At 73.0% G+C, this 18,704-nt stretch carries 20 protein-coding genes; 9 read left to right on the plus strand and 11 right to left on the minus strand.

The window, feature by feature from the left end; genetic code table 11:
• The first annotated feature begins 83 nt into the window (after window positions 1-83).
• Complete coding sequence (locus F4556_RS18470; RefSeq protein WP_184917201.1) at window positions 84-1,466, plus strand: DUF4407 domain-containing protein; 1,383 nt, start codon at window positions 84-86, stop codon at window positions 1,464-1,466.
• A gap of 83 nt (window positions 1,467-1,549) precedes the next feature.
• Here F4556_RS18470 and F4556_RS18475 read toward each other — a convergent pair whose 3' ends face one another.
• Window positions 1,550-1,930, minus strand: a complete 381-nt coding sequence (locus F4556_RS18475; RefSeq protein ID WP_184917204.1) for a VOC family protein — start codon at window positions 1,928-1,930, stop codon at window positions 1,550-1,552.
• Window positions 1,931-2,033: 103 nt separating this feature from the next.
• Between F4556_RS18475 and F4556_RS18480 the strand changes: the two genes are divergently transcribed.
• The gene (locus F4556_RS18480; protein WP_184917207.1) at window positions 2,034-2,816 is read left to right on the plus strand and encodes a TetR/AcrR family transcriptional regulator; all 783 of its coding nucleotides are present in this window, start codon (window positions 2,034-2,036) and stop codon (window positions 2,814-2,816) included.
• 7 nt (window positions 2,817-2,823) lie between these two features.
• On the opposite strand, the gene F4556_RS18485 is transcribed toward F4556_RS18480, so the two are convergent.
• On the minus strand, window positions 2,824-3,264 hold the full coding sequence (locus tag F4556_RS18485; protein ID WP_246511634.1) for a MarR family winged helix-turn-helix transcriptional regulator: 441 nt from the start codon (window positions 3,262-3,264) through the stop codon (window positions 2,824-2,826).
• 117 nt (window positions 3,265-3,381) lie between these two features.
• Between F4556_RS18485 and F4556_RS18490 the strand changes: the two genes are divergently transcribed.
• On the plus strand, window positions 3,382-3,732 hold the full coding sequence (locus tag F4556_RS18490) for a DoxX family protein (protein WP_184917213.1): 351 nt from the start codon (window positions 3,382-3,384) through the stop codon (window positions 3,730-3,732).
• A gap of 24 nt (window positions 3,733-3,756) precedes the next feature.
• Here the strand turns inward: F4556_RS18490 and F4556_RS18495 are convergent, their stop codons facing one another.
• Window positions 3,757-5,685, minus strand: coding sequence for a DUF6596 domain-containing protein (locus tag F4556_RS18495; protein ID WP_221503643.1), 1,929 nt, complete (start codon window positions 5,683-5,685; stop codon window positions 3,757-3,759).
• Window positions 5,686-5,754: 69 nt separating this feature from the next.
• The gene (locus F4556_RS18500; RefSeq protein ID WP_184917216.1) at window positions 5,755-6,078 is read right to left on the minus strand and encodes a YciI family protein; all 324 of its coding nucleotides are present in this window, start codon (window positions 6,076-6,078) and stop codon (window positions 5,755-5,757) included.
• Between the two features lie 154 nt (window positions 6,079-6,232).
• On the opposite strand from F4556_RS18500, the gene F4556_RS18505 reads away from it, so the two are divergent.
• A complete protein-coding gene (locus F4556_RS18505; protein WP_184917219.1) occupies window positions 6,233-6,889 on the plus strand; it encodes a DUF998 domain-containing protein in 657 nt (218 codons plus the stop codon).
• Window positions 6,890-6,920: 31 nt separating this feature from the next.
• Window positions 6,921-7,469: a GNAT family N-acetyltransferase gene (locus F4556_RS18510; RefSeq protein WP_184917222.1), complete on the plus strand. Its 549-nt coding sequence runs from the start codon at window positions 6,921-6,923 to the stop codon at window positions 7,467-7,469.
• Between the two features lie 51 nt (window positions 7,470-7,520).
• On the opposite strand, the gene F4556_RS18515 is transcribed toward F4556_RS18510, so the two are convergent.
• Both F4556_RS18515 and F4556_RS18520 read right to left on the minus strand, forming a co-directional pair.
• The gene (locus tag F4556_RS18515; RefSeq protein ID WP_184917225.1) at window positions 7,521-10,040 is read right to left on the minus strand and encodes an ABC transporter permease; all 2,520 of its coding nucleotides are present in this window, start codon (window positions 10,038-10,040) and stop codon (window positions 7,521-7,523) included.
• Entirely contained in the window at window positions 10,040-10,837 is a 798-nt protein-coding gene (locus F4556_RS18520; protein WP_184917227.1) for an ABC transporter ATP-binding protein, read from the minus strand. Before F4556_RS18520 ends, F4556_RS18515 begins: the two co-directional genes overlap by 1 nt.
• A gap of 121 nt (window positions 10,838-10,958) precedes the next feature.
• Here F4556_RS18520 and F4556_RS18525 point away from each other — a divergent pair, with 121 nt between their 5' ends.
• Entirely contained in the window at window positions 10,959-11,927 is a 969-nt protein-coding gene (locus F4556_RS18525) for a helix-turn-helix domain-containing protein (protein ID WP_184917230.1), read from the plus strand.
• Here F4556_RS18525 and F4556_RS18530 read toward each other — a convergent pair.
• The 3 genes from F4556_RS18530 to F4556_RS18540 form a co-directional block, all read right to left on the minus strand.
• Window positions 11,924-12,685, minus strand: a complete 762-nt coding sequence (locus F4556_RS18530; RefSeq protein ID WP_184917233.1) for a group II truncated hemoglobin — start codon at window positions 12,683-12,685, stop codon at window positions 11,924-11,926. The genes F4556_RS18525 and F4556_RS18530 overlap by 4 nt on opposite strands.
• Before the next feature lie 73 nt (window positions 12,686-12,758).
• Window positions 12,759-13,157: a MarR family winged helix-turn-helix transcriptional regulator gene (locus tag F4556_RS18535; protein ID WP_184917236.1), complete on the minus strand. Its 399-nt coding sequence runs from the start codon at window positions 13,155-13,157 to the stop codon at window positions 12,759-12,761.
• 12 nt (window positions 13,158-13,169) lie between these two features.
• On the minus strand, window positions 13,170-14,015 hold the full coding sequence (locus tag F4556_RS18540) for an NAD(P)H-binding protein (RefSeq protein WP_184917238.1): 846 nt from the start codon (window positions 14,013-14,015) through the stop codon (window positions 13,170-13,172).
• A gap of 103 nt (window positions 14,016-14,118) precedes the next feature.
• Here F4556_RS18540 and F4556_RS18545 point away from each other — a divergent pair, with 103 nt between their 5' ends.
• The 3 genes from F4556_RS18545 to dacB all read left to right on the plus strand — a co-directional run bounded on the left by F4556_RS18545 (window position 14,119) and on the right by dacB (window position 16,951).
• Window positions 14,119-14,592, plus strand: a complete 474-nt coding sequence (locus tag F4556_RS18545) for a MarR family winged helix-turn-helix transcriptional regulator (protein WP_184917241.1) — start codon at window positions 14,119-14,121, stop codon at window positions 14,590-14,592.
• Between the two features lie 44 nt (window positions 14,593-14,636).
• Window positions 14,637-15,227 (plus strand): helix-turn-helix domain-containing protein, encoded by a 591-nt coding sequence (locus F4556_RS18550; protein WP_184917244.1) that lies wholly within the window; start codon window positions 14,637-14,639, stop codon window positions 15,225-15,227.
• A 143-nt stretch (window positions 15,228-15,370) separates the two neighbouring features.
• On the plus strand, window positions 15,371-16,951 hold the full coding sequence (gene dacB, locus F4556_RS18555; RefSeq protein ID WP_184917247.1) for a D-alanyl-D-alanine carboxypeptidase/D-alanyl-D-alanine endopeptidase: 1,581 nt from the start codon (window positions 15,371-15,373) through the stop codon (window positions 16,949-16,951).
• 62 nt (window positions 16,952-17,013) lie between these two features.
• On the opposite strand, the gene F4556_RS18560 is transcribed toward dacB, so the two are convergent.
• Together F4556_RS18560 and F4556_RS18565 are read right to left on the minus strand one after the other, a co-directional pair.
• On the minus strand, window positions 17,014-17,634 hold the full coding sequence (locus tag F4556_RS18560) for an isochorismatase family protein (RefSeq protein ID WP_184917250.1): 621 nt from the start codon (window positions 17,632-17,634) through the stop codon (window positions 17,014-17,016).
• 73 nt (window positions 17,635-17,707) lie between these two features.
• Entirely contained in the window at window positions 17,708-18,700 is a 993-nt protein-coding gene (locus F4556_RS18565) for a GlxA family transcriptional regulator (protein WP_184917253.1), read from the minus strand.
• Window positions 18,701-18,704: the final 4 nt, after the last annotated feature.

Genomic DNA, 18,704 nt, shown 5'->3' on the forward strand with positions numbered 1-18,704 from the left:
AGTTGGAGTCGGTTGGCGTTGCGGAAACGCTGCGGGACCCGGAGCGCGAGAGTGTGGCGGGGCCGGATCCCGGCCCTTCTGCCGTGGCGTACCCGGAGCCCGAGTTGGTGTTCCGGCCAACGGCACCGAGCGGCGGTCTGGGCCGGGCGATCCGGCGGGTGGCCGGGGTGGTCGAGGATGTCCTGGACTGGGTGCCGGAGGAGCGCCGACGGTACACCTGGATGGGTCTGGTGATCGTCAATACCGGCCTGTTCGCCGGGGTTTCGCTGCTCAGCGCGATGAACCGCTTCCTCGGGGCGCCGTGGTACCTGTTGCTGATCCCGGCGCTGCTCTGGTCGTGGGTGATCGTCTGCCTGGACGGCATGATGATCGCCAGTTCGCACGGCAAGCTCGGAGCCGGGCGCTGGCGCGCGTTGCTGCCCCGGCTGGCGCTCTCCGTCCTGCTCGGGCTCTTCATCGCGGAACCGCTGATCCTGCGGGTATTCGAGCCGGCCATCCATCAGGAGGTCAAGGAGCACCGGATCGCCACGGTGGGCAACTACGAGGACCTGCTGCACCGTTGCAACCCGCTCGACAGTTTGCGCTCCACGGCGGGGGAGTGCCGGGACAACCCGGTCTCTGTCCCCGACACCCGGGCGGCGGCCAAGCAGCGCCACGGCGACGCCAAAGCAGCCCGGGACCGGCTCGGCAGTGACGTGGACCGGCTCGGGAAGCTGATGCGGGATCAGCAGACGCTGGCTCACGACGAGTGCACTGGCGCCTCCCGTCAGGGCACCACGGGGCGAGCCGGGATCGGCCTCAACTGCCTTCAGGACCGTAGGGAGTTGGAGGGTACGACGGCTCTCCTCGCCCAGCAGCAGGTCCTGCTGGACCAGGCGGCCGGAGAGCTCGCCCGGTACGCGAGCGAGGAGAGCGCGGCCGCTCGGACGTACACCGAGGCGCTGAACAAGGAGATCGAGCGGGCGGTCGCCGAGCGGAAGGCCACCCAGGGCCGGATCGACCTGCTGGACGAGGTGGCGGCACTGGACCGGCTGGCAGACCGCAATTGGGTGGTTGGGCTGACCGAGTGGCTGGCCCGGCTGGTGCTGATCGTGCTGGACTGCCTGCCTGTCCTGGTCAAGGTGATGAGCGGCACCACTGCCTACGACCGGCGACTGGCCCGGCAGTTGGCGGCCGACGAGACGCTGCACGAGGCTCGGAAGGAGCTTGAGGAGACTCTCGGCATGTCGGACACCAAAGTCCGCCTCTCCCAGCTGCGCTACCAGGAGCGACAGCGCCTGGCCGCGCTCGACCAGGCCGACCTGGACAAGCAGGCCAGTCGAGAGGCCGAGGTGGACGCCGAGATCGAGGCCTTGGCCGCCAAGTTCAGGCGCCAGAGCCGTCCGAACGCCGAGCCGCCCAGCCCACACGACCTGGGCGAACTGGCCGACGATGACCGCTACCGACGGGAGCCGGTGGGGTACTGAGCCCGGCGGGGCGGGTGAGGTGCCGTGGTCGTGGGCGGTCCGCGTCGGACGACGACGTGGACCGCCTGATGTGTGGGGCGGTGCTATTCGGCGGTGGCCCACTCGACGAGCTGGACGGTCACGCCGTTGGGGTCGGTGACCTGGAACAGGCGCTCGCCCCAGGGCTCCTCGCGCAGCTCCATGGTGATCGGCACGCCTTCGGCCCGGAGGCGGGCGTACTCGGCGGCCAGGTCGGTCACCACGAAGGCCAGGATCACCCCGGCGGCGTGCTGGTCCCGGAAGCCCTCCGGCAGCACCTCCAGCCCGCGCCGCAGGAAGACCACGTTGGGGGCGCCCTCCCGGGCGAGCGAGGCGAAGCCGTCGGCGGCCATCGTCTCCTGGAAGCCGAAGTGGCTGGTCAGGAAGGTGGCGGAGGGCTCGACCCGGTCGACGGTGAGCGAGATGGCGGCGGCGGTGATCTGCATGGGGCTCCTTGGTCGGCAAACTCTGTACGGCGTACGCTATACGGCGTACAACGATAGTGCCAGGGGTTTATTCCCAGCCGTCCGGACAGGAGAGGATGGGGCCATGGCCAAGGACCGAAGCAGCGCAGGCGACCCCTCCCGCACCCTCGCGCTGCTCTGGCGCGAGCCAGGTCGGCCGCCGGCCGCCGGGCGCGGCCCCCGGCAGGGGCTCACCGTGGACGCGGTGGTGCAGGCCGCCCTCGAACTCGCCGACGCCGACGGCCTGGACGCCGTCTCGATGCGACGGGTCGCCCAGCAGCTCGGTGTGACGCCGATGACGCTCTACACGTACGTGCCCGGCAAGGCCGAGCTGCTCGACCTGATGCTCGACACGCTCTTCCAGTGGATGCCCCGCTCGGTGACCGCCGACGCGCCATGGCGCGAGCGGGTGACCGCCGTCGCCGAGGCCAACCGGGCGCTCTATCTCGCCCACCCCTGGGTGGCCGCGCTGCCCGCCACCCGGCCGCCGCTCGGCCCCGGGCTGATCGCCAAGTACGAGCACGAGCTGAGCGCCTTCGACGGCCTCGGCCTCCCCGACCTGGACATCGACGCCGCCCTCACCCACCTGCTGGGCTTCGTCCGGTCCACCGCCCGGACCGCCCTGGAGACGCAGGCCGCGGCAGCCGACAGCGCGATGTCCGACGCCGACTGGTGGGAGGCCAACGCCCCGATCCTGGCCCGGGTCTTCGACCCCGAACGCTTCCCCCTGGCCACCCGGATCGGCTCGGCCGCGGGCGAGGCCCACCAGGGTGCCTACAGTGCCGACCACGCCTACGAGTTCGGCCTGGCCCGGGTCCTCGACGGCTTCGCCGCCCTGATCACCGAGCGGGCTGCCGCCCGGGGGTGACGGTCGGTCAGTCCTGGCCGTCGCAGGGGGTGCCGGCGTCCGGGGTGGTGCGGAGGCGGGGGAGGACGGATTTGAGGGTGGCGATCTCGGCCGGGGTGAGGTCGCGGAAGAGGTCGGCCTGGACGGCTTCGACGGTGCGGTGGAGTTCGGTGACCAGGGTGCTGCCGCGAGGGGAGATCTCGACGATGTGGCGGCGGCGGTCGGCGGGGTCGCGGCGGCGTTCGGCCAGGCCGTCGCGTTCGAGGTCGTTGAGCAGGGCGACGATCACGCTCTTGTCCACGCCGAGGGTTTCGGTCAGGAAGTGCTGGCCGACTGCGCCCTCGTCCTGGAGCACCATCAGGACGTGCCCGTGTCCGGGCTTCAGCCCGTGCTCCGCCATCGCCTTCCTGACCCGTACGCCGGCGGAGTGGCCTTGGAAGGCCAGGGTCAGTACGGGAAGCTCCTCCATCACGCCGTCAACCCTACCGGGGCGGAAATCGTCAATTGCATTCAATGGTTGATAGGTATCAACTATCTGCTAGCCTCCACGACATCAGTCCGCGATCCGTCCGTCCGGAGGCCCGTCGTGTTCATCGCCTATGCCGTTACCGCGTCCCTGCTCGCGCTGCTCCTGCTGGCTTCGGCCTCGGGCAAGCTGCGGCGCGACGAGAAGATGGTGGCGAGTTTCACCGAGATCGGCGTGCCGCTCAGTTGGCTGCCGCTGCTGGCCGCCTGCGAGATCGCGGGCGCGCTCGGCCTGGTGGCCGGGATCTGGGTCGGGCCGCTCGGGGTGGCGGCCGCCGTCGGCGTCGTCCTCTATTTCGTCGGCGCGGTCGGCGCCCACCTGCGCAAGGGAGACCTCAAGGGGACGCCCCCGGCCGCAGTGGTGCTGGTCGTCTCGGCAGCCGTGCTGGCCCTGGGCGTCGCGGCGCTCTGAGCGAAGCACGCAGGGCTGCCCGGCTCAGCGTCGAGGTTTGAGCTGGCGCAGGGTGAGGCCGGCGCTGGCCTGTTTGAAGAGGTATTCGGCGCGCTCGTACGAGAGGCGGGCCCGGCCGGTTTCCGGGCAGAGGTCGGCGGTGGGAGTGCGGGCCGGGCCGGGGCGGCGGTCGGTGAGGAAGAGCGGGCCCCGGGTGCGGCCGACCAGGAGGTGGGGGAGCAGGCGGGCGGTGCCGGAGCGCCAGGTGATGCCGGGGGTGGCGGTGCGGTCGTCCAGGTCGAGGTCCTCGACGTTCAGGGCGAGCGCGGCGCGTACTCCGGCGCCCGACTCGTTCAGCAGGCGCCACAGGGTCTGCTCGCGCAGGGCCAGGCCCGGCCGGGCGCAGAGGGCGTCCAGCCGGCCGGGGGCGAGCGGTGTGGTGGTGCTGCGGGGTTCGGCGCGGCGCTCCAACCGGGCGGCGGGCTCCGGCAGTTCGGCCCAGGTGGCGAAGGAGCGGACGGCCGCGCGGTGCCGGTTCCAGGTCCGGGCGGCCGCACCGCCCCAGGCGGTCGCGAACACCTCGGCCACCTGATCGGCCGTCAGCTCGGCCAGCGGCAGCCCTTCGCCGAGGGCCAGGCCGAGCCGGCCCAGGGTCTGTCCGTACGAACGGACCGTCGCGGCGTCCAGCCCGGCGTCGGCCAGGAAGGCGCGAGTGGCCGAACCGAGGGTGGGCCCGGTCGTGGCGGGTACGGCGAGGGCGTCGGCGCGGCGGAGCAGGAAGGCGCGCTCGGCGGCGTTCCGGGTGAGCGCGGCGGCCCGCTGGAACTCCAGCCGGGCTTCGGCGGGCCGGCCGAGCCGGGCCAGCAGGTCGCCCCGGACGCTCGGCAGCAGGTGGTAGTCCCGCAGCGCGGGGTCGCCGGTCAGCGGGTCGGTCAGGTCGAGCCCGGCCTGCGGGCCACGGGCCATGCCGACCGCCACCGCGCGGTTCAGCTGCACCACCGGGGTCGGCAGCAGCCGGGCCAGCGCCCCGTACAGGGCGGCGATCTGCGCCCAGTCGGTCTCCTCGGCAGTGCGGGCCTGGGCGTGGCAGACCGCGATCGCGGCCTGCAGCACGTACGGTCCCGGCGGCCCGCCGAGTTCGCGGGCCCGGAGCATCGCGGTGAAGCCGCGCCGGATCAGCAACTGGTCCCAGCGGCCCCGGTTCTGCTCGTGCAGCAGGACCGGTTCGCCGGACGGGCCGGTGCGGGCGGCCGAGCGTGAGGCCTGCACCTCCATCAGCGCGACCAGGCCGTGCACCTCGGCCTCGCGCGGGGCCAGTACGGCCAGCAGACGGCCGAGCCGGAGCGCCTCCTGGCACAGGCCGGGCCGCATCAGGTCGTCGCCCGAGGTCGCCGAGTAACCCTCGTTGAAGATCAGGTAGATGACCTCCAGGACCGAGGAGAGCCGGGCGCCGAGCTCCTCCTCGCCGGGCAGTTCGAAGGAGACCTGCCGCTCGGCCAGCGTCCGTTTGGCGGCGGCGATCCGCTGGGTGACGGCCGGTCCGGTGCTCAGGAAGGCGCGGGCGATCTCCTCCGCCGTCAGGCCGCCGAGCAGCCGGAGCGTCAGGGCGGCCCTGGCCTCGGTCGGCAGCACGGGGTGACAGGAGATCAGCATCAGCCGCAGCAGGTCGTCGGGCTCGGGGTCCGACTGTCGGTCCAGCTCGTGGGCGAGCTGCTCCTGCTTGCGCACCTGCAGCTGGGAGCGCCGGATGTGGTCGACGGCGCGGCGTTTGGCGATCGCGGTCAGCCAGGCGCCGGGGTTGTCCGGGACGCCGGTCCGCGGCCACTGTTCGAGCGCGGCGACCAGGGCGTCCTGGGCCAGCTCCTCGGCCAGGCCGACGTCGCGGACCAGCCGGGCGAGGCCGGCGATGATCTTCGCCGACTCGAGTTTCCAGACCGCATCGATCGTGCGGCGGGCATCCAGCACGGGCACCATGACAGCACACCCGCCCCGGCTCACTGTCGAGCCGGGGCGGGTGCTGACGGTACGGGTGCTGACGCGGCCTCAGTCGGTGAAGACCTGCTGGATCCGGCTCTGGCCGTCGCCGACGATCCGGCGGAACCGGCGGGCCAGCTCGATCGCCTCCTCCTCGGAGCGGACCTCGACCAGCGCGAAGCCGGCCACCGCCTCCTTGGCCTCGGCGAACGGCCCGTCGGTCACCGTGATCTCGCCGCCCGAGGAGCTCACCAGGATGCTCGCCGGCCCGAGGCCGCCGGTGGCCAGCAGGACGCCGGAGGCGGTCAGCTCCTCGATGAACCGGCCCATCTCGGCGAACAGCGTCTCGTCGGGAGCGGAGCCGTCGGCGTTGGTGGTCATCAGGTAGCGCATGGGGTGCCTCCAGTGGGTGTCGTATCGGTGCTTCTGCCGGTACGTCGAACGAGGTGATGTGACAGGGAATGTCGGGCGTTCCCTGTCACATCGCCCGGACGACGTGTCAGCGAGAAACCGAAGAGAGACCGAACTCCGGAAGGAACGACCGATCATGACCACCGTTCAGCTCCCCGTCGCCGCCCGCACCGTCAGCACCCGCTCGCTGCTCACCTGCGCGGTGGTGGCGTCCCCGCTCTGGGCCGCCGTCTCGCTGGCCCAGGCCGCCACCCGGGAGGGCTTCGACCTCACCCGGCACCCGCTCAGCGCGCTGAGCAACGGTGAGCTCGGCTGGCTCCAGATCACCAACTTCCTGGTCTCGGGCGTCCTCACCGTCCTCGGGGCGAGCGGGCTGCGCCGGGCGATGCGGGGCACGGCCGGCGGCACCTGGGTGCCCCGGCTGGTCCGTCTCAGTGGCCTCGGGATCATCGCCGCCGGGGTGTTCGTGATGGACCCGGCCGACGGCTTCCCGGTCGGCACGCCGTACGGGATGCCGACCGCGCTGACCTGGCACAGCTATGGCCACATGCTGGCCGGTCTGGTGGCCTTCGGCGCCCTCGGTGCCGCCTGCTACGTGCTGGGCCGGCACTTCCGCCGGGCCGGGAGCCGTGGTCTCGCCATCGCCTCCCGGGTCGCCGGGACGGCGTTGGTGCTCGGCAACGCCTGGGCGATGGGCGGCGGGCGGGCCGGCACGCTGACCCTGGCGGTCGGGGTGATCGCCGCAATGCTGTGGATCTCCGTGATCGCCGCCAGGTACCGTCAGGGCCGCTGAGACACCGTCAGCCTGACGCGGGGGAGTGGACATGTTCGAAGGCAAGCTGGTCAGGCTGCGGGCGCTGCGCGCCGAGGACGCGGAGCACCACCTGCGCTGGCGCAACGACCCCGAGGTGGTCCGGCTGGCCGCCGCCGGGGACCCGTGCTTCGGGCCGGTCACGGCGGAGGCGGTCGGGCTCGGCTTCGACACCATGCTGCGGCTGACGCCGCGCGAGTCGGCGGTCTTCACCGTCGAGGACCTGACGGACGGTCGGGTGATCGGCATGGCCGACTACCGCGACCTGGACCCGTACGGCGGGTCCGCCACACTGGGCGTGACCATCGGCGAGCGGGAGTACTGGGGTCGGGGCCACGGCTCCGAGGCGCTGGCCCTGGTGGTCGACCACCTGTTCGGCACGTACGGGCCGCACCGCCTGGAGCTGGACACCTGGAGCGGCAACGAGCGCGCGGTCCGCGCCTTCACCCGGCTCGGCTTCCGGGAGGAGGGCCGCCGCCGCTCCGCCGTGCTGGTGGCGGGGGAGCGGTACGACCGGGTGCTGTTCGGGCTGCTCCGGGAGGAGTGGGCGCGGCGCGCCTGACGGGTGACCGTCCACAGCCTGGGGACGGTCACCCCGAGGTCACCCCGGCGGCTACTCCCGGGCGCCGATGGCATCCGCCGCGTTGGCCCGCAGGGCCAGCCGGGCCGGCAGTGCGGTCGCCGTGAAGGCGAGCGCGGTGGCCACCCCGACCACGGCCAGATAGGTCAGCGGCGGGGCGTACGGCGTGGCCGAGCCGGTCATCCCGCTGCTGTACGCGCCGAGCGTCAGGTAGGCCACGGCGGTGCCGAGGGCGACCGCCAGCAGCGCGACCGTCAGGGTCTCCCAGCGCAGCATCGCCCTGATCTGGCGTCCGGTGGTGCCGATCAGCCGCAGCATGGCGAACTCGCGACGGCGGGCGGCGGTCGCCATCACCAGGGTGTTGACCACGGCGATGCCGGTGAAGGCGATGATCAGGCCCATCGCGACGTAGTTGACCTGGGCCTGGGTGCCCGCCTTGGCCTGCTGCGCGGCGTCCACCTGGTCCCGGTCCAGCACCCGCACGGCGGGGAAGGCCCGGACGGCGGCCCGCAGCGCGGTGGCGTCGGCCGTACCGGCGATCAGCACCGAGGAGGCCAGCGGGTTGTCCACATGGGCGGCGACCAGCCGGTGCGGGAGCGTCAGATCGCCGTGGCCGAGGCCCCGTTGGTAGACCGCGACCACCCGGAGCTGCACGGTGGTGCCGTCCCCGAGGGTGACCGGGAGCCGGTCGCCGACCTCGACGCCCTTGGTGAGCGCGGCCAGTTCGCTGACCGCGACCGTGTCGTCCGCCAGCGCGTCCAGCGATCCGGCGGTGACCTTCGGGTCCAGGGTGCGGGCCAGGCCCGGCGAACTGACGCCCTGGGCGGGGAACTTGTCCTGCCCGGCCCGCACCGTGGTGCGGAGCACCTCGGTCACGGCGGTGACGCCGGGCACCTGCCGGACGGCCGCGGCAGCCGCCTCGGGCACGCCGGGACCGGCCGCCGCCAGCACGTACGGGGCCAGCGTGCCCTGGACGGCCTGCTCGCGGGCCGCGTGGCTCGCGGTGGTCTGGGTGAACAGGATGGTCGAGGCCATCGCGACCGCCAGGCTGAGCGGCGTCACCACGGCGGCCAGCCGCTGGGCGTTGGCCCGGGTGTTCTGCGCGGCCAGGAAGCCGGTGGCCGGGGAGACCAGCTGCCCGACCCGGCCCAGCACGGCGGTGGCGACCCGGGTGACCAGCGGGCCCAGCAGGGCGATCGCGGCGGCGGCCAGGATCACCGACAGGAAGGTCACCGGGGTGGCGGCGGCCTCGGTGCGCAGACCGGTGAGGACGAACACCAACACCGCGTACCCGGCGGCCACCAGCAGTCCGGCGATCAGCCGGACCGGCCCGATCCCCGGCTTCGGCATTGCGGCCTCGGCCAGCCCCTCGGTCGGGTGCACCCGGGCCGGACGGCGGGCCGACACCCTGGCCGCACCCCAGGCGGCGAGCAGCGTGGCGAGCACGGCCAGGCAGGGCGGGAACGCACTGAGCGTCAGTTCCAGGGTGTCCGGCAGCGCACCGACCTCGACGAAGCGACCGTGCATCCAGCGCGCCAGCGCGAGCCCGGCGAACGCGCCGGGCACGCCGGCCAGCAGGCCGACCACCTGCGCCTCCCGGCCGACCATCCGGCGGAGCTGACGGGGCGTCGCCCCGACCGCGCGCAGCAGGGCCAGCTCCCGGGCCCGCTGCTGGATGGAGAGCGCAAAGGTCCCGGTCACCACCAGCAGCGCGACCAGCAGTGAGGTGCCGCCCATCGCGGCGCCCAGAGTGACCAGGCTGACCCGGGCCTTGCCCGCGTCCAGGAACTCGGCCTCGCCCCGGCCCTCGCCGGTCCTGACCTGGAGGGTACTGCCCGACAGGGCGTCAAGCGCCGTTCGCCGTACGGCAGTCGGGTTTGCACCGGGGGCGGTCAGCAGGCCGATCGCGGCCACCTGACCGGGGTGACCGGCCAGCCGGCGGGCCTCGGCGGTGCTGAAGAACAGCGTGGACTGGCGCTTAAGCGCCGGGCCGTCGGCCGGAGCGGCGAGGCCGACCACCCGGTAGGCGGTGGGTGCGGCGGTGGACTGCACGGTGACGGTGCCGCCGACCGCGACGCCGAGGGCGGCGTCGAGCACCACCTCGTCCGTGGCGGCGGGGGCCCGGCCCGCCCGCAGCTCGAACGGCGTCAGCGCGGCGGACTCCCAGGAGTGGCCCCAGGACGCACCGCCCGCGACCCGGCCGTCCGGCGCCACCAGGTGGGCGGGGAAGGTGAGTTCGGGCAGCGCGGCGCGGACGCCGGGCAGCGTGGCGAGCCGCTCGACGGTGGCCGCGTCCAGCCAGGCCCGCTCGGTCAGCGGCTTGGCCTTCTCCTTGGTCTTGCCCTTCTTCTCCTCGGTCCAGTGCACCTCCTGGTCCGCGGTGACCAGCAGCGGGGTGCCCGCGTACCGCTCGGTGGGGATCCTTCCGCGCAGACCGGTCTCCAGCAGCGCGGCACACGCGGTGACCAGCACGGCCGCGCAGAACAGCGCGACGAACGCGCCGACGAAGGCCCCCTTGCGGGCCCGCAGCGTACTCAGGGCGAGGGTGAACATCAGGCCCACGCACCCAGGCGGCTCATCCGGTCGGCGACCCGGTCCACGGTCGGCGCGGTCATCTCGTCCACGATGTCGCCGTCGGCGAGGAACAGCACGCTGTCGGCGTACGCGGCGGCGACCGGGTCGTGGGTGACCATCACGACCGTCTGGCCCAGCTCGTCCACGGTCTGCCGGAGCAGGCCGAGCACCTCCTTGGCCGTCATGGTGTCCAGCGCGCCGGTGGGCTCGTCGCCGAACGCCACCTCGGGCCGGGTGACCAGCGCCCGGGCGATCGCCACCCGCTGCTGCTGGCCGCCGGACAGCTCGGCCGGGCGGTGGCCGGTCCGGCCGGTCAGGCCGACCCGCTCGACGATCTCCGCCAGCCACCGCTGGTCGGCCTTCCGGCCCGCCAGCAGCAGCGGCAGCGTGATGTTCTGAAGCACCGTCAGGGACGGCATCAGGTTGAACGCCTGGAACACGAAGCCGATCCGGTCGCGGCGCAGCCGGGTCAGCGCGGTCTCGTCCAGTCCGCCCAGCTCGCTGCCGCCGAGCGCGACCGCGCCCTCGGTCGGCCGGTCCAGGCCCGCCGCGCAGTGCAGGAAGGTGCTCTTGCCGGAACCCGAGGGCCCCATCACGGCGGTGAAGCTGCCGCGCGGGATGTCGACGGTGACGCCCCGCAGGGCGTGCACGGCGGCGGTGCCGCGGCCGTACACCTTGCTGACCGAGGTCAGCCGGACGGCCGCCTCGGGAGTTCTGCCGAGGCCGTGGGCCGGTGCTGCGGTCGGGTGGGCCGCCGAGGGAAGGATCTTGGACATGACCCCAGCCTGCTGGCCGGGCGGGACTTGATCTAGTGTCAGAACAGGCAACGCGTGACAGCTTGTTGCCAGTCTCGACCGGGGGATCGGGGGAGCGATGTCGAGTTTGACCGCACTTGGGGTGTCCGACGAACACCTGCGGCTGTACCGGTACTTCCTGCGCCATCCGGGGCACGAGGCGGCGCAGGCGGTGGCCGCGTTCGGTCTTGACCAGGCGGAGGTCGGCGAGGCGCTGGCCGCACTGCAGGGCATGGGGCTGGTCCGGCTGTCCGAGCGGCAGTCCGTGCTGGTCTCCGACCCGACGGTGGCCGTGGAGTGGCTGGTGGAGCGTCAGCTCGGCGAGCTGAAGAGCGCCACCGACCAGGTCGCCGCCGCCCGCAAGGTGATCCCGGTGCTCGCCGAGGAGCACCGGCACGGCCTGGAGGAGACCCCGGTCGGCGAGATCGAACGGGTCGACGGCGTGGACGCGATCCGCGAACGGCTCACCGAGCTGGCCTTCTTCACCTTCCGCGAGCTGACGGCGCTGCTGCCCAACCGGTGGCAGCCGGAGAGCATCGCGCAGGCCAGGGAGTCCGACCTGCGGATGCTCAGACGGGGCATCCGCTGGCGCACCGTGGTCGGCCCGGACGCCCGCGCCGACCCGGCGACCGTCGCCTACCTGCGGGAACTGGTCGGGCTCGGCGCCGAGGTGCGCTGCACCGACCAGGCGATCCGCCGGATGGTGATCTGGGACCGCAGCGTCGCCATGGTCCCGGTCGACCCCGACGACTACCAGCAGGCCACCCTGGTGGTCCGGCAGCCCGGGGTAGTGGCCAACACGGTCGCCTGGTTCGACCAGGTCTGGGCCGCCGCCCGCGAACTGCCCACGGCGGAGGCGGCGGGCGACGGCCAGGCCGCACCGCCGCTCTCCGACATCGAGCGCCGGGTCCTCGACGTGCTCACCCGCACCGACAAGGACGAGGCCGCCGCCCGCGAGATGGGCGTCTCGCTGCGCACCTTCCGCCGCTACATCGCGGACATCATGCTCCGGCTCGGCGCGGCCAACCGCTTCCAGGCCGGCCTGCTGGCCAAGGAGAAGGGCTGGATCTAGCCGCGGTACGGCGGCGTGATGCCCCAGTCCCAGCGCGGCATCGGGGTCTCCGGGAGCGGCGGCGGATTGGGGCCCGAGTAGATCAGCGCCATCCGGGTGCCCCACTCCAGGTAGTACGCGAGCACGCCCCGGAACTCCGGATCGGCCGGCAGGCCGACCTGGTCGGCGGTGTCCAGCAGCAGGGCGACCCAGCGGCTGCGCTGCTGCTCGGTGACGCCCCGGCCGAGGTGACGGGAGGCCATGTGCCGGTGGCCGCCGAGCTCGGTGCTGTAGCGGGCCGGGCCGCCGAAGACCTCGCCGAGCCAGGCCGCGACGTGCTCGGCGTGGTGCGGGTCCATCCCGGCGAACACCGGGGCGAGGATCTCGTCCTCGGCGACGCGCTCGTAGAAGCGGCTGAACAGCCGGTCGAAGGCGGCGGCCCCACCGGCCCACTCGTACAGGGTCGGGGTCGATCCGCCCTTCCCCTCGACGGCGGTCACCTCGTAGTGGCGCATCTCCTCGATCGCCTCGACGTACGGCTTGATCTCGGCGAAGAAGGCGGCGAAGTGCTCGCCCTTGCGGAAGCCGCCGAGGTGGTCCTCGGCGGAGGTCCAGCGGATCCGCAGGACGTAGGCGGCGGGGTCCTCCGTACAGCGGGCCAGCTCGTAGTCGACACACTGCTCGGCCGCGCCGAGCGGGCCTGCGGCTCGGAGGTACGCCTGCTCGAAGGCGGCGCGCTGCGGTTCGGCGATCCGGTACCGGATGTACTCGACAATCATGTGCTGACTCAACATCACCATCGTTGCGCAGACAAGGACTTGACGCGGAGAAGCGGTGTCGGCGGGCCGGGGTTCAGGTCAGGTTCCTGGTCATCCGTTCGAGGACGTCGACGGCGGTCCGGTACTCCTCGGGGGAGATTCCGGCGGTCGACAACTCGCGGAAGACGGCGACCCGTTCGGCCACCGCGGCCAGCCGGGTGCGGCCGTCGGCGGTGAGCGCGAGGCGGTCCAGGTCCGGCCGGGTCAGCCAGCCGTCGGCGAGGGCCGTGCCGATCGCGTCGGTCAGGGTGGCCGGGTCGGCGTTGGCGGCCAGCAGGGCCAGCACGTCGGTGTCGGCGACCTGCGGGCCGTCCGCGACGACGTTCAGGACCTGCCAGCCGATCCGGGTGAGCCCGTACCCGGCCAGCAGGGTGTCCATCCGCCGGGTGAGGGCCTGGTCGGTGCGGTTGAGCCAGTATCCGATGGGTTTCATGGCGGGTCTCCCTCAGTGCTGCACGGTGAAGGCGTCGGCGTTCTCGGCGGCCCACTGGCGGAAGGTGCGGGCGGGGCGGCCGAGCAGGGTCTCGGTGGTGTCGGCGATGGCCGCGGGCTGCTGTTCGGCGGCCTGCCACAGGTCGAGCAGCGCGGCGACCATCACCGCGGGCATGAAGCGGCCGAGCTGCTGCTCGGCCTCGGCGCGGGTGATCCGCTCGACCGGGATCTCCCGGCCGACGGTGTCCGCCAGGACGGCGAGCTGGTCGCGGAAGGTGAGGGTCTCGGCGCCGGTCAGGGTGACGGAGCGGCCGGTGAGGGTGTCCCCGGTCAGGGCCGCGACCGCGACGTCGGCGATGTCCAGCGGGTGGATCGGCGCGATGTCGGCGTCCGGGTAGGCGAGTTGGACCGGCTGGGCCTGGCCGACGAACCACGCCCAGCCGAGCGCGTTGCTGGCGAAGGCGTCGGGGCGCAGGAAGGTGCTGGTGAGTGTGGAGGCGGTCAGGGCGCGCTCGACCTGCAGGCTGTGGCTCGCCAGGGCGTCCTGCTCCGGGTCGGGGCCGAGCACCGAGGAGGAGGACAGCAGGACGACGTGCTCGACGCCGGCGGCCTCGGCCTCGGCGATCAGCTCGTGGATGCCGGCGGGCTCGGGATAGAGGAAGACCTGCCGGACGCCCCGGAGCGCGGCGGCGAAGGTCTCGGGCCGGCCGAGGTCCAGCTCGGCGACCTCGACACCCGCGGGGACGGTCAGCTCGGCGGGCTTGGCGCTGGCGGCCCGGACGGTGTGACCGGCGGCGTGCAGGCCGGCGAGGACGGCCTGGCCGACCTTGCCGCGGGCGCCGGTGATGAGGATGGTCATGGTGTGCCCCGTTCATTCCTTGGTGAAGACATATGCATGCTTGCATGCACACGTTTTCGTGTCAACACATGTATTCACGGGGTCATGCAGATATGATCGGCCCATGACGAAGAGCGAGCCGAGCGCCTCCGAGCGGCTGCTGGACACCGTGGGCCCGGCCTTCGGGAAGCTCCGGCGGTCCTCGCTGCTGGAGGTCGAGAACCCGATTTCCCCGAAGGACCTGAGCCGGACCCTGGTCCTCAACATCGTGCTGGAGGCCGAACAGGACCCCGAACCCCGGGAGGTCACCGTCGGCGCGGTCTCCACTCATCTGGGGGTGGATCCTTCGGTGGCCAGCCGGATGGTCTCCGACGGCATCTCGGCCGGCTACCTGATCCGCGCCGCCTCCCAGCAGGACGGCCGCCGGACGGTCCTTCACCTCAGCCCCGAGGGCCGGGAACTGATGGCCCGTTTCCGCCGCCACCAGCGCGCCGCCTTCGAGGCGATCACCGCGGACTGGCCCGAGGACGAGCGCCTGGAGTTCGCCCGGCTGATGCTGAAGTACGTCGCCAGCCAGGACGCCCTGCGGAACCGCTGACAACATCTGTTGCCGTCTCCGGGACGAGGGGGTGGAATGCCCGGATGGACACCCCAGCGCCGTACCAAGCCGTCCTCGACGAGGTCGGCCCCCGGCTCCGCCGGCTGCGGACAGACCGGGGCCTCACCCTCGGCGCGGTCTGCGAGAGCACCGGTATCTCCAAGAGCACGCTGTCCCGACTGGAGTCCGGCCGGCGCCGCCCCAACCTGGAGTTGTTGCTGCCGCTCGCCGCGCTGTACCGGGTGCCGCTGGACGACCTGGTCGGCGCCCCCGAGGTCGGCGACCCCCGGGTCCGGCTGGCGCCCCGGCAGTTGGCGAACGGGGGCACCTTCCTGCCGCTCTCCCGGACACCCGGGCCGCTCCAGGCGTACAAGATGATCATCCCCGACCGGGGTGCCGAGCCGGAGCTTCGCACCCACGAGGGCTACGAGTGGATGTACGTACTGGACGGGCGGCTCCGGCTGGTCCTGGCCGACCACGACTTCGTGCTCGGCCCCGGCGAGGTGGCGGAGTTCCCCACCCGGGTCCCGCACTGGTTCGGCAGCGCGGACGGGCGGCCGGTCGAGGTGCTCAGCCTGTTCGGCCGCCAGGGCGAGCGGATGCACGTCCGGGCCAGGCCACGGAGCGCCGACTGACCCGCGCCCCGGTCGGCCGCAGTATCCGGCGCAAGCGGGTGAACGGCTCGTCAGGACGTTCGTTCACCGGCCTCGCCACGGTATGTCTGCGGGCACTGAGTATCCGTCAGGGAGCGGGCGCGCGGCCCGGAACAGGTGGGTTCATGATCCCTCGAAGCTGGCGCACGCTGGCCACCGCCCTCACCACGGCGGTGGCCACGGCCATGACCGTCGGTGCGGCGGGCCCGGTGCCCGATCAGTACGACGAATTCGGCCCGGAGATCGCGGCGATCATGAACAAGCCGGCCTACCAGCACGCCCAGTGGGGCCTGCTGGAGATCGACGAGGCCACCGGGCGGGTGATCCACTCGCGGTACGCCGACCAGTTCTTCATCCCCGGCTCGACGGCCAAGCTGGTCAGCGTGTCGGGCGCCTGGCACACCCTCGGCGGCGACCACCGCTTCACCACACCGGTGCAGGCCGTCGGCGACCGGGACGGTACGGCCCTGAACGGCTCGCTGGTCCTGATCGCGCAGGGCGACCTCACCATGGGCGGCCGGACCAAGCCGGACGGCAGCGTCGACTTCACCACGATCGACCACACCTACGCGGACGACGTCCCGGGCGCGACCCTCACCCCCGAGAACCCGCTCGCCGGACTGGACGAGATCGCCGGCCAGGTCCGCGCGTCCGGCCTCACCGAGATCCGGGGGGACGTCGCGATCGACTCGCGGCTCTTCACCACCTCCCCGGGGCTCGACCCCGGCCCGGACCCGCTCATCATCAACGACAACGTGATCGACCTGCTGACCACCCCGGCCGCCCCCGGGCAGCCCGCGCAGCTCAGCTGGCGGCCGCAGATCGCGCCGTACCAGGTGGAGTCGACCGTGCAGACGGTCGCCGCGGGCGGGACCACGGACATCGCGGTCACGGCCTCGCCGGACGGCACCCACATCACGCTGTCGGGCACGATCGCCGCCGACGCCCCGCCGACCCTGAAGATCTCCCAGGTCAAGGACCCGGACGCGTTCGGCCGGACGGCGCTGATCGAGGCGCTGGCCCGAGCGGGCGTCACCGTCACCGCGCCGCCGACCGGACCGAACCCGGTCGGTGCGCTGCCCGCCACGTACGACGGCACCCAGCGGGTCGGCGCGTACGTCTCCCCGGTCTTCGCCGAGTACGGGAAGCTGATCCTGAAGGTCAGTCACAACCTCGGGGCGAACCTGACGATCTGTCTGATGGCCGTCACGGCGGGCAGCCACCAGTGCGACGGCGGCTTCCCGGTGCTCAACGGCTTCCTGCGGCAGGCCGGCATCGACCCGACCCAGCTGCAGCTGCTCGACGGCCGCGGCGGCAACCCCGTCGACCGGGTCACCCCGCGGGTCGAGAACGAGATCCTGCACTACTGGCAGGGCACCCCGGAGGCGGACCGCTTCCGCGAGGCGCAGCCGATCCTCGGCGTGGACGGCTCGCTCGCCACCGCATGCGAGGGCTGCCCGACCTGCCCGGGCAAGGGCAAGGTGTGGGCCAAGCCCGGCTCGGTCGTCGGGTACGACGCGGTCAACCAGCGGCTGGCCGTCGGCGGCGAGACCCTCGGCGGCTACCTCGACGCGGGCCACGGGCGGCTGCACACCTTCTACCTGGCGGTGAACGGGGCCTCCACCCCGGACATCATCAGCTTCTTCGACGTCATCAACGACCTGTCCCGGATCTCGGGCCTGCTCCAGGAGCAGGCGGCGGCCTGACCCGCCGCGCACGCCGAAGGCCCCGACCGTCCGGCGGTCGGGGCCTTCGCGTGCACGGCGGGTCAGGCCCGGAGGTCGTCCACCGTCGCGACCACGACGCCGAACAGGTCGGCGATGGTGGTCAGGGCGGCGGCCTGCAGCGCGGCGGCGGGCAGCAGGCCGCCGTCCGGGCCGGTCAGGGTACGGGTGGCGGTGGTCTCGGCGACCACGGTCGAGCGGTAGCCGAGGTTGAAGGCGCCCTGGGCGGTGTAGCTGATGCACATGTGCGTCATGAACCCGGCCAGCACCAGGTCCTTCTTGCCCGGGGCGGCGCCCAGGTCGGTCAGGACCTGCTCCAACTCGGTGGCGTGGAAGGCGTTGGGGACCTGCTTGACCACGACCGCCTCACCCTCGACCGGGGCGACCTCGTCGCTGATCGCGCCGATCTGCGTGCGGATGTCGTACGGGGTGCCCTCGCCGCCGTCGTTGAGGACGTGGACGACGGGCGTGCCGGCGGCCCGGGCCCGGGCCAGCAGCCGGGCGCCCGCGGCGAGGGCCTGCTCGGCGCCGTCGAGGGTCATCACGCCGGTGCGGTAGGTGTTCTGAAAGTCGATCATGATCAGGACGGAGTCGCTCAGCCGGGGCGGCTCGTTGTCCAGCCCGCTCAGGTCGCGGAGGGTGCTGGAAGGGCTGACGGTGCTCATTCTTCGGGCCTTTCGGTCGTCTTTCGGGCATGGCGAAGCCGGGCGGCTCGCCCGTGGGGAATGTGAGGGTGGGTCAGGCGGTCTGGGTGCGGAAGCGGCGGCGGTACGCGGCGGGAGTGGTGGCGAGCTGGCGCCGGAAGGCGCGGTGCAGCGTCTCGGCGGAGCCGAAGCCCGCGACCCCGGCCACCTGCTCCAGCGGACAGTCGGTGCTCTCCAGCAGCCGGCGGGCCGCCTCCACCCGGGCGGCCTGGACGTAGTCGGCCGTACTGGTGCCGGTCTCCTGCTTGAAGACCCGGGCGAAGTGACGCTCGCTCAGGCACATCCGGGCCGCCAGGGCCGCCGCGGACAGGTCCTCGTCGAGGTGATCGGCGATCCACAGCCGCAGTTCGTCGATGTCGCGGCGGGCGGAGGCCGGGCGGCTGAGCGGCACCGAGAACTGACTCTGGCCGCCCTGCCGCTTGAGGTACATCACCAACTGCCGGGCCACCGCGAGGGCCGGCTCCTCGCCCTGGTCCTCCGCCACCAGGGCGAGCGCCAGGTCCAGGCAGGCGCTGATCCCGGCCCCGGTCCAGAGTCGGCCGCGGTCGGTCCGGACGAAGATCGGATCCGGGTCGACCGTGACGGACGGATGGTCGGCGGCCAGCTGGGCGGCCGTCGACCAGTGCGTGGTCGCCGTCCGCCCGTCCAACAGCCCGGCCGCCGCCAGCACATGGGCGCCCACACACACCGACGCCACCCGCCGGGCGTGCGGCGCGGTCTCCCTGACCCACGCCACCACCGCCGGGTCGACCTTCGCGACCGGGCCGTCCTCGGTCAGCTCCACCGCACCCGGCACCAGCAGCGTGTCCACCTGCCCCCCGACCTGATCGAACGTCAGATCGGTGAGCAGCCGTACCCCCGCCGAGGTCCGTACCTCACCGGCGGTCGGCCCCGCCAGCCGGACCTGGTAACCGGCCCGGCCACCGGTCTCCCGGTTGGCCAGCGCGAACACCTCGGCCGGGCCGGTCACGTCGAGCAGATCGACGTCGGGGAAGACCGCGATCACGACGCGGTGGGGAGTGGGCATGCCC

It is taken from the genome of Kitasatospora gansuensis, assembly GCF_014203705.1.
GTDB lineage: Bacteria > Actinomycetota > Actinomycetes > Streptomycetales > Streptomycetaceae > Kitasatospora > Kitasatospora gansuensis.